Origin of the sequence: Caulobacter endophyticus, assembly GCF_029543245.1 — a bacterium.
Taxonomy (GTDB): Bacteria; Pseudomonadota; Alphaproteobacteria; order Caulobacterales; family Caulobacteraceae; genus Caulobacter; species Caulobacter endophyticus_A.
In genome coordinates this window covers 56,162-70,210 of the sequence record NZ_JARQWV010000009.1, presented here as the reverse complement: position 1 = coordinate 70,210, position 14,049 = coordinate 56,162, and the positions used below count along the sequence as shown (strand labels likewise).

Here is a 14,049-nt window from a genome sequence, read left to right as displayed (position 1 = left end):
CGTGCGGCTGGAGGTCTATGGTAAGGCGCTGGCTCTGGCGGCCAGTCTGCTGCTGAGCGCCGCCTTCGCGCCTGCCGCCGTATCGACCTTCGACTGGAAGCTGCCGGCGGGCGTCGCGCCGCCGCCGGTCCCGGCCGACAATCCGATGTCGGACGCCAAGGTCGAACTGGGCCGCAAGCTGTTCTACGATGCCGACCTCTCTATCGATGGCACGATGTCCTGCGCCACCTGCCACGAGCAGCGGCGCGGCTTTACCGACAGCAACCGCACCCGTCCGGGCGTGCATGGCGATCCCGGGCGTCGCAACATCCAGACCCTGGCCAATGTCGGCTATTTCCGCGCGCTGACCTGGGGTGATGCGAGCGTGAAGACGTTGGAGAGCCAGGCCCTGATCCCGATCGCCGGGACCAAGCCGGTCGAGATGGGCTTTGCGGGCCAGGAGGCGGTGCTGACCGCGCGCCTGGCCGGCCAAGCCTGCTATCGCAGGATGTTCGGCGAGGCGTTCCCAGAGGCGGGCGGCAAGGTCAGCATGACCACCATCGCCAAGGCCCTTGCCGCCTTCCAGCGCACGTTCGTCTCTTTCGACAGTCCCTATGATCGGCGGCGCCGGGGAGAGGACGTCGCGGTGTCAGCCGAGGCCGAGCGCGGCGAGCGGCTGTTCAAGGCCCGCTGCGCCAGCTGCCATGCCGGCCCGCTGTTCACCGACGCGGACAAGCCTCGCTTCCACCGCATCGATGCGCCGTTCACCGGCGACCAGGGCCTCGCCGACGTCACAGGCGAGGCGGCCGATGCGGGGCGCTTCCGCACGCCTTCGTTGCGCAATGCAGCCCTGAGCGCGCCCTACCTGCACGACGGCTCGGCCCCGACGCTGGAAACGGCGATCCGCCGGCATCGCGTGGCGATGCGGCTGGAGGATCGCCAGGTTGCGGACCTCGTCGCGTTCCTGGGTACGCTGACCGACGAGACCTTCGTCAAGGATTCGCGGTTTTCACTGCCCAAGCCTGGGTGCGGATCCTAGTCTTCCGGAACGCCCGCCGCCGCAGCGGCCATGGCGGCTTGGACCTCGGCTTCGGATTGCGCCATCGCCGCCTGCTGCGCCGCCATGGCGGCTCGTATGGCTGGGTCGACCTGTTCCATCGCCGCCTGTATCGCCGCCTCCTCCGCTTCCTGCGCCGCCTGGGCGGCTCGGAGGGCCTGTTCTATCGCCGGCTCGGAAGGTTCGCTCGGCGGTGCAGGCGGGGTGGCGGCGAAGATTTCCTTCGTCGCCTCGCCAGCGCTGGCGGTGTCGACCGACAGCAGCGTCGAGACGCCCTGCGTCGTCGAGGCCTGTGTCGTCAGGTCGGACTGCTGCTGGCCTTCGGTGGCGTTGTGGGCGGCGTTCGACAGGGCCTGGGAGGTGGCCTGAAACAGATTGCCCATCGCCATGGCGGGCGCGTCGCCCAGAACCTTGGTGTTCACCTGGCTGACGGAGTCGGTGATCTGGTCGTTGACGTTGGTCGGGAAGGCCATGGTCGTCTCCGCGCTGGACCCGGCGGCCTTCGAAATGAAAACCGCGGCTCACCCACAATGGATGGCCGCGGCTTTCGGAATAGGAAATTTCGCACAAGGCGGGGAGGGCGAGGCCTTCCGCCGATCAATCCTCGTCCATCTTGAGGGCGGCGATGAAGGCTTCCTGCGGGATCTCGACCTTGCCGAACTGGCGCATCCGCTTCTTGCCTTCCTTCTGTTTGTCCAGAAGTTTGCGCTTTCGGCTGGCGTCGCCGCCGTAGCACTTGGCGGTCACGTCCTTGCGCAGGGCGCGGACGGTTTCGCGGGCGATGATCCGGCCGCCGATGGCCGCCTGGATCGGGATGACGAACATGTGCTGCGGGATGAGCTCCTTCATCTTCTCGCACATGCCGCGGCCGCGGCTTTCGGCGCGGCTGCGGTGGACCAGCATCGACAGGGCGTCGACCGGCTCGCTGTTGACCAGGATCGACATCTTCACCAGGTCGCCGGCGCGGTAGTCCTCGAGCTGGTAGTCGAAGCTGGCATAGCCCTTCGAGATCGATTTCAGGCGGTCATAGAAGTCGAACACCACCTCGTTCAGCGGCAGGTCGTAGATGACCATGGCGCGGTTGCCGACGTAGGACAGCTCGCGCTGCATGCCGCGACGATCCTGGCAGAGCTTGATGACGCCGCCCAGATACTCGTCCGGGGTGAAGATCGTCGCCTTGATCCAGGGCTCGGCGATCTCTTCGATCTGCATGACGTCCGGCAGGTCGGCCGGGTTGTGCAGCTCGATCTCTTCGCCGTTGCGCATCTTGATCTTGTAGACCACCGACGGGGCGGTCGCGATCAGGTCGAGGTCGAACTCGCGGCTCAGACGCTCCTGGATGATTTCCAGGTGCAGCAGGCCGAGGAACCCGCAGCGGAAGCCGAAGCCCAGCGCGGCCGAGCTTTCCATTTCGAAGGTGAAGCTGGCGTCGTTCAGGCGCAGCTTGCCGACAGCGGCGCGCAGGTCCTCGAAGTCGGCGGCGTCGACCGGGAACAGGCCGCAGAACACCACCGGCACGACTTCCTTGAAGCCCTTCAGCGGTTCGGCCGTCTGCTTCTTTTCGTCGGTGATGGTGTCGCCGACGGCGGCGTCGGCAACTTCCTTGATCGAGGCGGTGAAGAAGCCGACCTCGCCCGGGCCCAACAGGGCCACGTCGGTGGCCTTGGGCGTGAACACGCCGACCTTGTCGATGCGGTGGGTGGCGCCGGTCTGCATCATGCGGACCTGCTGGCCGGCCTTCAGCGTGCCGTCGAAGATGCGCACCAGCACGACCACGCCCAGATAGGCGTCGTACCAGGCGTCGACCAGCAGCGCCTTCAGCGGCGCGTTGACGTCGCCCTTCGGGGCGGGCAGGCGGGTGACGATGGCTTCCAGCACGTCGGGAATGCCGATGCCGGTCTTGGCCGAGCATTCGACGGCGTCCGAGGCGTCCAGGCCGATGACGTCCTCGATCTGGGCCTTCACCCGATCGACGTCGGCGGCCGGCAGGTCGACCTTGTTGAGGACCGGAACGATCTCGTGGTTGTTGTCGATGGCCTGGTAGACGTTGGCCAGGGTCTGGGCTTCCACGCCCTGAGAGGCGTCGACGACCAGGATCGAGCCTTCGCAGGCGGCCAGCGAGCGCGACACTTCGTAGGCGAAGTCGACGTGCCCGGGGGTGTCCATCAGGTTGAGGACATAGGTCTCGCCGTCGGCGGCCTTGTAGTTCAGGCGCACGGTCTGCGCCTTGATGGTGATGCCGCGCTCCTTCTCGATGTCCATGTTGTCGAGGACCTGGGCGCTCATCTCGCGCGCGGTCAGGCCGCCCGTGGTCTGGATCAGGCGGTCGGACAGGGTCGACTTGCCGTGGTCGATGTGGGCCACGATCGAGAAATTGCGGATCTTGTCGAGGGGCGTAGAGCTCATGCGCGTGCGTCTATCACATTTGCACCGGTTCGCGAGGGGGCGTGACGGGTTTGCGTCATCGACCCCGTTCACGGCGGGCCTCAAATCGTCTAATCCGACGCGATGATCCAGCGTCGACGACCCGTCCCCTTCGAACTCGGCCCCGTGCACTTCATCGGCATCGGCGGCATCGGCATGTCCGGCATCGCCGAGATCATGATCCGCATCGGCTACACCGTGCAGGGCAGCGATGCGAAGGCCAGCGCCAATACCGAACGGCTCGAGAAGCTGGGCGCGCGCATCTTCGTCGGCCACGACGCGGCCAATGTCGAAGGCGCCTCGGCCATCGTCTATTCGACGGCGGTGAAGGCCGATAACCCCGAGATGGTCGCCGGCCGCGACAAGCGCCTGCCGCTGGTGCGCCGCGCCGAGATGCTGGCCGAGCTGATGCGCCTGCAGTTCTCGGTCGCCGTGGGCGGCACCCACGGCAAGACCACCACGACCTCGATGGTCGCGGCCCTGCTCGACGCCGGCGGCCTGGACCCGACGGTGGTCAACGGCGGCATCATCAACGCCTATGGCACCAACGCCAAGGTCGGCGAGGGCGACTGGATCGTCGTCGAGGCCGACGAGAGCGACGGCTCGTTCCTGAAGCTGAAGTCGACCGTGGCCATCGTCACCAACATCGACGCCGAGCACCTGGACCACTGGGGCGACTTCGACGCGGTGAAGAAGGGCTTCCAGGACTTCATCCAGAACATCCCCTTCTACGGTTTCGCGGCCGTCTGCACCGACCATCCGGAAGTGCAGGCCCTGACCTCGCGGATCGAGAACCGCCGCCTGGTGACCTACGGCACCAACCCGCAGGCCGAGGTGCGCGTCTCCAACATCGAGATGGGCCCGGAAGGCGCCAAGTTCGACATCGTGGTCTCGCCGCTGGAAGGCGAGCCGGTGCGCTACGAGGGTCTGAAGATGCCGATGGCCGGGCACCACAACGTGCTCAACGCCACCGCCGCCGTCGCCGTGGCCCGCGAACTGGGCCTGGACGCCGACGCCATCCGCGCGGGCCTGGCCGCCTTCGGCGGGGTCAAGCGCCGCTTCACCACCACCGGCGTGGCCAACGGCATTCGCGTGGTCGACGACTACGGCCACCACCCGGTCGAGATCGCCGCCGTGCTCAAGGCCGCCCGCGCGGTGACGCAAGGCAAGGTGATCGCCGTGGTGCAGCCGCACCGCTACACCCGCCTGCGCGACCTGATGACCGAGTTCTCCAGCTGCTTCAACGACGCTGACACCGTGGTCGTCGCCGACGTCTATACGGCGGGCGAGCAGCCGATCGAGGGCGTCGACCGCGATCACCTGGTCGAGGGCCTCAAGAAGTTCGGCCACCGCCGCGCCCTGCCGCTGGAAAGCCCGGCCGCCCTGCCGGAGCTGATCGCGGCCGAGGCGACCAGCGGCGACCTCGTGGTGCTGCTGGGCGCCGGGGACATTACCTCGTGGGCCTACGCCCTGCCGGGTCAGCTGGAAGCGCTGGCGAAGTAGTTGTCCATGACCTGGAAGACCAATCTCCCCGCCGTGCGCGGCAAGCTGCTGATCGACGAGGCCCTGGCCCCGTTCACCTGGTTCCGCGTCGGCGGGCCGGCCGACGTGGTGTTCCTGCCGGCCGACGAGCAGGACCTGGCTGATTTCCTTAAAAGCCTGGACCCGGCCGTGCCGGTGATGGCCATCGGCGTCGGCTCCAACCTGCTGGTCCGCGACGGCGGCGTCGAGGGCGTGATCATCCGGCTGGGCAAGGGCTTCAACACGGTCGAGGCCCTGGGCGACAATCGCATCAAGGCCGGCAGCGCCGTGCCCGACGCCATCCTGGCCCGCAAGGCGGCCGAGGCCGGTATCGCCGGGCTGGAGTTCTACGCCGGCATCCCCGGCACGATCGGCGGCGCGGTGATCATGAACGCCGGCTGCTACGGCTCCGAGACCGTCAATGTCGTGAAGTCGGTGCGTGTCATGGATCGCGCGGGCGTGGTGCGCGAGCTGTCGGTCGACGATCTGCACTACACCTACCGCCACAGCGCCCTGCAGGATGGCGAGACGGTGATCGTGCTCGATGCGACCTATGAAGGGACCGCCGAAGAGCCGGCGGCGATCAAGGCCCGCATGGCCGAAATCACCAGCCGTCGCGAGACCACCCAACCGATCCGCGAAAAGACCGGCGGCTCGACCTTCAAGAACCCGCCGGGCCACTCGTCGTGGAAGCTGGTCGACGAGGCCGGCTGGCGCGGCAAGCTGTTTGGCGGCGCGATGTTCTCGCCGCTGCACAGCAACTTCCTGATCAACACCGGCGAGGCCACGGCCGCCGACCTGGAAGGCCTGGGCGACACCGTCCGCGCCGACGTGCTGGCCAAGACCGGCGTCCAGCTGGACTGGGAAATCAAGCGGATCGGCAGATCCTGATCCCTCTCCCCTTGCGGGAGAGGGTGGCCCGAAGGGCCGGGTGAGGGGTCTCTCAGAAATCAGACGCCGCGATAGCCGATCAGCCGTCGCGGCGCTTTTCGTTGGTGCGACCCCTCATCCGTCGACTTTGTCGACACCTTCTCCCGCAAGGGGAGAAGGGTCACACGTCCTTCTTCGACAGATATTCCTCGACGTCGATCTCCTTCTCCCAGCGCGCCACGGCCGTGGCGATCGACAGGTCGCAGGTCACGTTCGGCACCGTGCGGATCATGTCGAGGATGCGGTCGAAGGGCAGGATGAAGCCGACGATGATCGCCGTCTGGGTGGGGCCGACGCCGACGGTGGCCAGCACCGCGGCCAGCACGAACAGCGAGCCCGACGGCACCGGCGCCACGCCCATGGCCACGATGGTGGTGGTCAGCGCCACCAGGGCGTAGTCGGCCAGGGTCAGCGGCACGCCGAACGCCTGGGCGGCGAACAGGGTCAGCATGGCCACGTACATCGCCGTGCCGTCCATGCCGATCGTGGCGCCCAGCGGCAGGACGGTGGACGAGATCGACGGCTTGATCCCCAGGTTCTCTTCGGCCACCCGGATCGCCACCGGCAGGGTGGCCGAACTGGACGAGGTGGAGAAGCCGACCAGGATGGCGTCCATGCAGCCGCGATAGAACGGCAGGAGCGGCAGCCACGCGCCCAGCCGCACCACGGCGGCGTGGGTGACGAAGGTCTGGATCGCCGCACCGATGATCACGCAGACCCCCAGCTTGGCCACGTGCAGGAAGGTCTCGGGTCCGTTCGTGCCCATGACCACAGCGATCAGGGCGAACACCCCGAACGGCGCGGCCTCCATCACGAAGCCGACGATGCGCAGCATCACCTCGCTGGCGCTGGCCAGCAGCCTGGCGACGGGCTCGCCGTCCTTGCCGGCGACGATCACGCCCGCCCCGACCAGCACCGCGAAGAAGATGATCGCCAGGGTCTCGCCCTCGGCCAGGGCCTTGATCGGGTTGAGCGGCACGATGCCGATGAACAGCTCGGCCGGCGACTTGGGCGGAGCCACGGCCTGTGGGGCGGCGTTGTGCAGGTCTGCGCCGACGCCGGGACCGAGCAGGCTGGCGATGGACAGGCCGATGCAGACCGCGATCAGGGTCGTCAGCACGTACATGGCGATGGTCTTGACGCCGATGCCGCCCAGCCGCTTGGCGTCGCCCAACTGGGCCACGCCCGAGGCGATGATCACGAACACCAGCGGAGCCACCATCATGCGGATCAGCCGCACGAAGATGTCGCCCATCCACTTGAGGCTGGTGGCGCCTTCGCCCCAGAAATAGCCGACCACGGCCCCTAGAACCAGAGCGGCCAGGATCCGCTTCCACAGCGAGATTCCGAACCAGACTTGCAGCGGGTTCTTGCGGCCTGGGGACGGAGGCGGCTCGGCGAGGGCGTCGGTCATGCCCGCCAGAGCACGGCGTTATGCGAGGCGGGTCAAGCCCTCACAGCCATAGCCCCTCGGCGTCAACGCCGTCGCCCCAGAAGCCCGCGGCCGGCGGCGTGATCCGGCCGCCGACCACCCGCAGGCCGCCGGGATGGTCGTCCTTCAGCCACCACGGTCCGTCGAGGTCGGCGAAGGCGCATTCGGCGGCAAGGTGCAGGGCCGGCGCGATGGCCAGGGACGAGGCGACCATGCAGCCGGTCATCAGGGTGAAGCCCAGGTCCTTGGCCGCGCGCAGCATCTCCAGCGCCTCGGTCAGGCCGCCGGACTTGTCGAGCTTGAGGTTCACGGCCTGATAGCGCTTGCGCAGGGCCGGCAGGTCGGCGGCGGTGTGCACCGACTCGTCGGCGCAGATCGGGAAGGGCGGGGCGTAGCCTTCCAGGGCGGCGTCCTCGCCGGCCGACAGCGGCTGTTCGACCAGGGCTATGTTCAGGCGCGACAGCTGGTCTTCCAGGCCGCGCAGGATGTCGAAGGTCCAGCCCTCGTTGGGATCGACGATCAGGGCGGAGTCTGGAGCCGCGGCGGCTACGGCGGCCAGGCGGGCGGCTGGGTCCTCCGCCGAGAGCTTGATCTTGATCAGCGGCGCCTCGGCGACCTTGCGGGCCGCCTCCGCCATGGCGTCCGGCGTATCGAGGCTGACGGTGACGGCGGTGACGAGGGCGGGCGGGACGACAAGGCCCGTGGCGGCGGCTATCGGCACGCCCGTGGTCTTGGACCGCAGGTCCCAGATGGCGCAGTCCAGGGCGTTGCGGGCCGCGCCGGCCGGCAGCAGGGCCAGGGCCTCGGCAAGGTCGCCGCCCATGGCGATCAGCCGGGCGGCGGGGGCCAGTTGCGCCTCGACGCCCTGCACCGTCTCGCCGTAGCGGGCGTAGGGCACGCTCTCGCCGCGGCCGATATGGCCGTTCTCGGCGATCTCGACCATCACGACGTCGGCGGCGGTCTTGACTCCGCGCGAGATGCGGAACGGGGCGGCAAGGGGATAGCTGACGGGGCGGACGGCGACGAGGCGGCTCATGCCCCTGGCTTGGCGCCGTTCGACGGGTTTGGCGAGAGGATCAGCGCTTGGAGAGGCGCGGGATCGGCGAGTCCGCGCGGCGCTCCGCCATGACCTGCAAGGCCAGACGCGGACGGATGACGAAGAGGCCGGCCCAGACCAGCAGCACGCCGGCGTAGCTGATCGAGCCCCACAGCCCCGAGGGGCGGCCCGGACGGGTCCGGCGGACGGAGGCGCTGCGAACGGGAGCGTCGAAGTACTGGGTCATGGCGATGTCGGTCATGGCTTCCTCCGTGGACGCTTGGACCCTGCGCCTCTGGTGCGTCAGAACTGGACGTATAGCCGAACGCCCCTCGGATCCTTATGTCAGGGGCGCAACACGCCTTTGGAGTTCCCATGTCGAAGCCCGTCACCATCAACATCCCGCACGAACTCGGCGTGGCCGAGGCCAAGCGACGGATCGAGAACGGCTTCGAGCAGCTGGGCGCCCAGATCCCCGGCGGCCTGGCCAATGTCACCAAGGCCTGGCGCGACGACGTGCTCGACTTCTCGGCCCTGGTCATGGGCCAGAACATCACCGGCAAGCTGAACGTCGCCGCCAACGTGGTGATCGTCGAGATCGTCCTGCCGGGCCTGCTGGGCATGATCGCCGGCAAGATCACCGGCCAGGTCCAGAAGCAGGGGACGCTGCTGCTCGAGAAGAAGTAGGCGAGGGGCCTCTAGAGCCGCCGCGGATCGTGGTCGTGGCGGCCCAGGCTCTCGAACTTGCCCTCCTCGGCCTTGTTGACGAACTGCGAGGCCACCAGCCAGGCCTTCACCGGCCGCAAGGTGGCCAGGCAGCCTAGGATCAGGGCCGGGAACACGGTCACGAAGTGCACCCAGATCGGCGGGCGGTAGACCACCTCGACCCAGGCGAAGACGAAGGTCACCAGGATGCCGACGCCGCTCATCACGAAGAAGGCCGGGCCGTCGGCCGGCTCGGCGAAGCCGTAGTCCAGGCCGCACTGGTCGCAGGACGGGGCCAGCGCCAGGAAGCCCTTGAACAGCTTGCCCTCGCCGCAGCGCGGGCAGCGCTGGCGAAAGCCGCTGACGATGGGCGAGGGCGGATCGAAAAACTCGTGTCCGGGCGTCATGACCCCTACCTACAATCCGAAAATTGATCCATACATTACTGTATAAATGTATGGATCAATGATGGGCGACGCAAGAGACGCCGTTCTGCCGGCGGGCGCGGCATGGCTGCGGCGGGTGGCCGCGGGGGAGGGGCCGATCTATCGCCGGGTGTTCGAGGCCCTGCGCGGCGCGATCGCCGACGGCGAGCTGTCGGCCGGCGAGCAGTTGCCGCCGCAGCGGACGGTGGCCGGCCTGCTGGGCGTCGACTTCACCACCGTCACCCGCGCCTACGCCCTGGCGCGCGAGCAGGGGCTGGTGGAAGGCGCAGCCGGGCGCGGCACCTTCGTGCGCCGGCGGACGGGCGAAGAGGAGGCCGGCCTCATCGACCTCTCCATGAACCTGCCGCCGCCGCCCGAGGGGCTGTCGCTGGCCGCACTGCTGCGTGAGGCGACGGCGGGCGTGCTGGCCCGCACCGATCCGGCGACGCTGATGGCCTATCACGCCGGTCCAGGCTCCCTGGCCCAGCGGGCGGCGGGGGCGGCCTGGCTCGCGCCGGGCCTGGGCGTAGTGGACCCCGAACGGGTGGTGATCTGCGCCGGGGCGCAGGCGGCCCTATCGGCGATCCTGACGGTGGAGACCGCGCCCGGCGATACGGTGATCGTCGAGGCCCTGACCTATCCTGGCCTGCTGGCGGCCCTGGCCGCGCGCGGCGTCCGCGCGTTGTCCTGCCCGATGGACGGGGAGGGGATCGTCCCCGAGGCCTTGGCCGAGCGTCTGGCGGCCAGGGGCGCGCGGCTGGTGGTGGTCACGCCCACCTGGCAGAACCCGACCACGGCGACGATGAGCCCGGCCCGCCGCGCGGCGATCGTCGACGTCTGCGCGGCGGCGGGCGCCCGCATCCTCGAGGACGACGCCTACGGCCGGTTGCCCGATCCCGCGCCGGCCGCCCTGGCGCGTCTGGCGCCGGAGCGGACCTGGCACGTGGCGACTCTGGCCAAGGCCCTGACGCCGGGCCTGCGGATCGCCTATGTGGCCGCGCCCGACGCTGCGGGGGCCGCGCGTCTGGCGACCGCCGGCCATGCCCTGTGCCAGATGCCCGCGCCGCTGATGGCGGCCGTGGCCACCGCCTGGATCCGCGACGGAACCGCCGAGGCGATCCTGGCCGGGGTCCGCGCCGAGGCCGCCGCCCGCCGGGCCCTGGCGGCCGAGATCCTGCCCGAGGCGATCGGCCCGGACGGCTGCCTGCACGTCTGGCTGGAGCGGGCGGCGGGCGGCCCGGCCCAGGGGCTGTCGCTGGCGGCGGCGTCGCTGTTCGCCGCGCCGGGCGTCGAGGCGCGGGGCGCGCGGCTGTCGCTGGGCGCGCCGGGCAAGCGCGCGATCCTGGCCTCGGCCCTGCGGCGCGTCGCCGGCTCGCCTGCCTGACGCGCACGAAAAAGGGGCGGACCCGAAGGTCCGCCCCTGATCGTCAGTCCCGGCCGACCAGCACCGGTTCATCCTGGTGCGTCCCATGGGCGGGGTGTTGGTGGGAGTGGTGGAAGAACCGCCCCAGCAGCTTGTTGGACCAGTTCTTCAGCTGGTCCATCAGCACGAACACCACTGGGATGAACAGCAGCGACAGGAAGGTCGAGGTGATCAGACCGCCGATGACGGTGATCGCCATCGGAGCCCGGAACTCGACGTCGGCGCCGAAGCCCACGGCCACCGGCACCATGCCCGCGCCCATGGCCACGGTGGTCATCAGGATCGGGCGGGCCCGCTTGTGCGCGGCGTCGAGCAGGGCCTCGCGCCGGGTCATCTGGCCGTCCTTCATGGCCATGATCGCGTACTCGACCAGCAGGATCGAGTTCTTGGCGGCGATGCCCATCAGCATCAGGATGCCGATCAGGCTCGACATCGAGAAGCTGCTGTTGACCAGCTTCAGTAGGGCGAAGGCGCCCCCGATGGCCAGCGGCAGGGCGGCCATGATGGTCACCGGGTGGGCGAAGCTGCGGAACAGCAGCACCAGCACGACATACATCAGCAGCAGGCCCGTGAAGAGCGCCATGGCGAAGCCGGTGGCCATCTCCATCATGAACTCGGCGTCGCCGGCGGCCACTTCCTTGACGCCGGTGGGCAGGTCCTTGACCGAGCTGAGGGCGTGCACCAGCTTGCCGGCCTCGCCGACCACGATGCCGTCGAGTTCGGCGGTGATCTCGGCGACGCGGGCGCGGTCCTGCCGGTTGATCTGCGAGGGACCGGCGCCGAAGCGGATGTCGGCCACCGCGTTCAGCGGCACCGAGGCGCCGGTGGACGAGGGCACCTTCAGGGTCTCGAGCACCGACAGGTCCTCGAGGGCGTTCTGGGTCAGGCGCAGGCGGATCGGCACCTGGCGGTCGCCCAGATTGTACTTGGGCAGCGACTGGTCGATGTCGCCGATGGTCGCCACCCGCACGGCCTGCGAGATCGCGCCGGCCGAGACGCCCATGCGGGCGGCCTGGTCGGGACGCGGGGTGACGATGATCTCCGGACGGGCGATCGAGGCGGTGTTGACCACGTTGGCCAGGCCCGGAACCGTGCGCATCTGGGCCTCGACGCGGCGGGCGGCCGCTTCCAGCTCGGGGCCGTCGTCGCCCACGAGGCGCAGGGTGTAGCTGCCGCCGTCGCCGGGACCGCCGCCGCTGTTGTTGCCCGCGCCGATGCGTGCGCCGGGAATGGCCTTGAACTGGTCGACCATCAGGCGGCTGAACTGCTGCTGGTTCATCCGCTCGCCCTTCGGCACGAGGTCGGCGGTGATCCGGGCCTTGTTCACCCCGTCGTTGCCCACCGAGGCGTAGACGCTCTTGACCTCAGGGCGGGCCTTCAGCTCGCGGGTGACGCGCTGGGCCACGGCGTCGGTCTCGTCCAGCGTGGCGCCGGGCGGCAGTTCGATCGAGAACGGCGCGCGGCCGCGGTCGGCCGCCGGCTGGAACTCGAACGGCAGGCTCTTGGCCAGGAAGTACGAGCCGACCAGGATCGGAAGGGCCATCAGGGCGACCTTCCACTTGTTGTCCAGGCCCCAGCTCAGCGCCTTCAGGTAACCCGGCATCCAGAACGGGTCGGTGTCGGGCTTGTGATGCGGCTTGAGCATGTAGGCGCCCATCAGCGGCGTTAGCATGCGGGCGACCAGCAGCGAGAACAGCACCGAGACGCAGGCGGCCAGGGCGAAGGCCTTGAAGAACTGGCCGATGATCCCGGGCATGAAGCCGGTAGGCGCGAACACCGCCACGATGGTGAAGGTGGTGGCCACCACGGCCAGGCCGATCTCGTCGGCGGCCTCCATCGCCGCGTTGTAGGGCGACTTGCCGCCGCGCATGTGGCGGACGATGTTCTCGATCTCGACGATGGCGTCGTCGACCAGGATGCCCACGGTCAGCGACAGGGCCAGCAGGGTGACGCCGTTCAGCGACTGGCCCAGCGGCGCCATGATCGCGAAGGTCGGCAGCAGCGACAGCGGGATGGCCACGGCCGCCAGGAAGGTGGCGCGCCAGTCGCGCAGGAACAGCAGCACCACCAGCACGGCCAGCACCGCGCCGAGGATCAGCGCTTCCATCGACGCCCAATAGCTCTCCTCGATGTACTTCACGTTCGAGGTGATTTCCTGGATCGTCAGCTCGGGATGTTCCTTGTCGAGCTTCTCGACGGCCTTGCGCACCTTCTCGGCGACCTTGACCTCGCTGGCCCCGCGCGAGCGGACCATGTTGAAGGTCACGACTTCCTGGTTGTCGAAGCGGGCGCGGTTGCGTGGCTCGGCCCAACGGTCGGTGACCTCGCCCAGGTCGCCCAGGCGCACCGTGCCGCCGTTGCCCAGCGGGATGCGGGTCTCGCGCAGCTGCTCCACCGAACCGGCCGCGCCCAGGGTGCGGATGGCGCGCTCGGAGCCCGAAACGGTCACCCGGCCGCCGGGCAGGTCGGCGTTGGTGCTGGCCAGGGCCTGGCTGACGGAGGCGGCGGTGACGCCCCGCGACGACAGGCGGTCGGGATCCAGGGCCACCTGGATCTCGCGACTGACGCCCCCCAGCCTGTTGACCTCGCCGATGCCGCGGATCGCCAGCAGGGTGCGGGCCACGTCGTTGTCGACGAACCAGCTGCGCTGCTCGGGCGTCAGGCCCGGCGCCTGGACCACGTAGGTGATCAGCGGATCGCCCGAGATGTCGATGCGGGTGACGTTGGGGATCTGCATGTCCTGCGGCAGGGCGGACTGCAGGTTCGACATGGCGTTGCGCACGTCGTTGGTGACGCGCTCGTGGTCGACGCCCAGTTCGAACTCGATGAAGGTCGAGGAGAAGCCGTCGCCCACGGTCGAGGTGATGTGGCGGACCTGGCCCAGGCCCGCGATCGAATCCTCGATCAGGCGGGTGACCTGGGTTTCCAGCTCGCTGGGCGCAGCGCCCGGACGCGAGGCCGACACCACCACCAGGGGCAGGTCGACGTCAGGGTTGTTATTGATCCGCATGCTGTTGAAGCCGACGATGCCGGCCAGGGTCAGCATCACGAACAGCATGAGGACGGGGATCGGGTTCTTGATCGCCCAGCGTGAGATGTTGTTGGCGTCCATCGTCG

Annotated in this window: 12 protein-coding genes; 5 read left to right on the top strand and 7 right to left on the bottom strand. The window is 69.1% G+C overall.

Going from position 1 to position 14,049, the window contains the following annotated elements; all coding sequences use genetic code 11:
- Position 1 precedes the first annotated feature (1 nt).
- Positions 2–1,018 (top strand): cytochrome-c peroxidase, encoded by a 1,017-nt coding sequence (locus P7A99_RS10310; protein WP_277793799.1) that lies wholly within the window; start codon positions 2–4, stop codon positions 1,016–1,018.
- On the opposite strand, the gene P7A99_RS10305 is transcribed toward P7A99_RS10310, so the two are convergent.
- Both P7A99_RS10305 and lepA read right to left on the bottom strand, forming a co-directional pair.
- The gene (locus tag P7A99_RS10305; RefSeq protein ID WP_277793798.1) at positions 1,015–1,509 is read right to left on the bottom strand and encodes a RebB family R body protein; all 495 of its coding nucleotides are present in this window, start codon (positions 1,507–1,509) and stop codon (positions 1,015–1,017) included. The two genes, P7A99_RS10310 and P7A99_RS10305, sit on opposite strands and share 4 nt — an antisense overlap.
- A 124-nt stretch (positions 1,510–1,633) precedes the next feature.
- Positions 1,634–3,442 (bottom strand): translation elongation factor 4, encoded by a 1,809-nt coding sequence (lepA, locus tag P7A99_RS10300; protein ID WP_277793797.1) that lies wholly within the window; start codon positions 3,440–3,442, stop codon positions 1,634–1,636.
- A 102-nt stretch (positions 3,443–3,544) separates the two neighbouring features.
- Here lepA and murC point away from each other — a divergent pair, with 102 nt between their 5' ends.
- Both murC and murB read left to right on the top strand, forming a co-directional pair.
- Positions 3,545–4,963 carry a UDP-N-acetylmuramate--L-alanine ligase gene (gene murC, locus P7A99_RS10295; RefSeq protein ID WP_277793796.1) on the top strand — a complete coding sequence of 473 codons (1,419 nt, stop codon included), beginning with the start codon at positions 3,545–3,547 and terminating at the stop codon, positions 4,961–4,963.
- Positions 4,964–4,969: 6 nt separating this feature from the next.
- Complete coding sequence (gene murB / locus P7A99_RS10290) at positions 4,970–5,872, top strand: UDP-N-acetylmuramate dehydrogenase (RefSeq protein ID WP_277793795.1); 903 nt, start codon at positions 4,970–4,972, stop codon at positions 5,870–5,872.
- A 160-nt stretch (positions 5,873–6,032) separates the two neighbouring features.
- Here murB and P7A99_RS10285 read toward each other — a convergent pair whose 3' ends face one another.
- From P7A99_RS10285 to didA, 3 genes are read right to left on the bottom strand one after another with little or no spacing between them, the layout of a single operon-like run.
- Complete coding sequence (locus tag P7A99_RS10285; protein ID WP_277793794.1) at positions 6,033–7,325, bottom strand: dicarboxylate/amino acid:cation symporter; 1,293 nt, start codon at positions 7,323–7,325, stop codon at positions 6,033–6,035.
- Between the two features lie 40 nt (positions 7,326–7,365).
- Positions 7,366–8,379, bottom strand: coding sequence for an N-acetyl-D-Glu racemase DgcA (gene dgcA, locus P7A99_RS10280; protein WP_277793793.1), 1,014 nt, complete (start codon positions 8,377–8,379; stop codon positions 7,366–7,368).
- A 40-nt stretch (positions 8,380–8,419) separates the two neighbouring features.
- Positions 8,420–8,641 (bottom strand): DNA damage-induced SOS-independent cell division inhibitor A, encoded by a 222-nt coding sequence (gene didA, locus P7A99_RS10275; RefSeq protein WP_277793792.1) that lies wholly within the window; start codon positions 8,639–8,641, stop codon positions 8,420–8,422.
- A 113-nt stretch (positions 8,642–8,754) separates the two neighbouring features.
- On the opposite strand from didA, the gene P7A99_RS10270 reads away from it, so the two are divergent.
- Positions 8,755–9,066 (top strand): polyhydroxyalkanoic acid system family protein, encoded by a 312-nt coding sequence (locus P7A99_RS10270; RefSeq protein ID WP_277793791.1) that lies wholly within the window; start codon positions 8,755–8,757, stop codon positions 9,064–9,066.
- Positions 9,067–9,077: 11 nt separating this feature from the next.
- Here the strand turns inward: P7A99_RS10270 and P7A99_RS10265 are convergent, their stop codons facing one another.
- Positions 9,078–9,491, bottom strand: coding sequence for a DUF983 domain-containing protein (locus P7A99_RS10265; protein ID WP_277793790.1), 414 nt, complete (start codon positions 9,489–9,491; stop codon positions 9,078–9,080).
- 61 nt (positions 9,492–9,552) lie between these two features.
- Between P7A99_RS10265 and P7A99_RS10260 the strand changes: the two genes are divergently transcribed.
- Positions 9,553–10,893 (top strand): PLP-dependent aminotransferase family protein, encoded by a 1,341-nt coding sequence (locus P7A99_RS10260; RefSeq protein ID WP_277793789.1) that lies wholly within the window; start codon positions 9,553–9,555, stop codon positions 10,891–10,893.
- A gap of 43 nt (positions 10,894–10,936) precedes the next feature.
- Here the strand turns inward: P7A99_RS10260 and P7A99_RS10255 are convergent, their stop codons facing one another.
- Complete coding sequence (locus P7A99_RS10255) at positions 10,937–14,044, bottom strand: efflux RND transporter permease subunit (RefSeq protein WP_277793788.1); 3,108 nt, start codon at positions 14,042–14,044, stop codon at positions 10,937–10,939.
- Between the last annotated feature and the right edge of the window lie 5 nt (positions 14,045–14,049).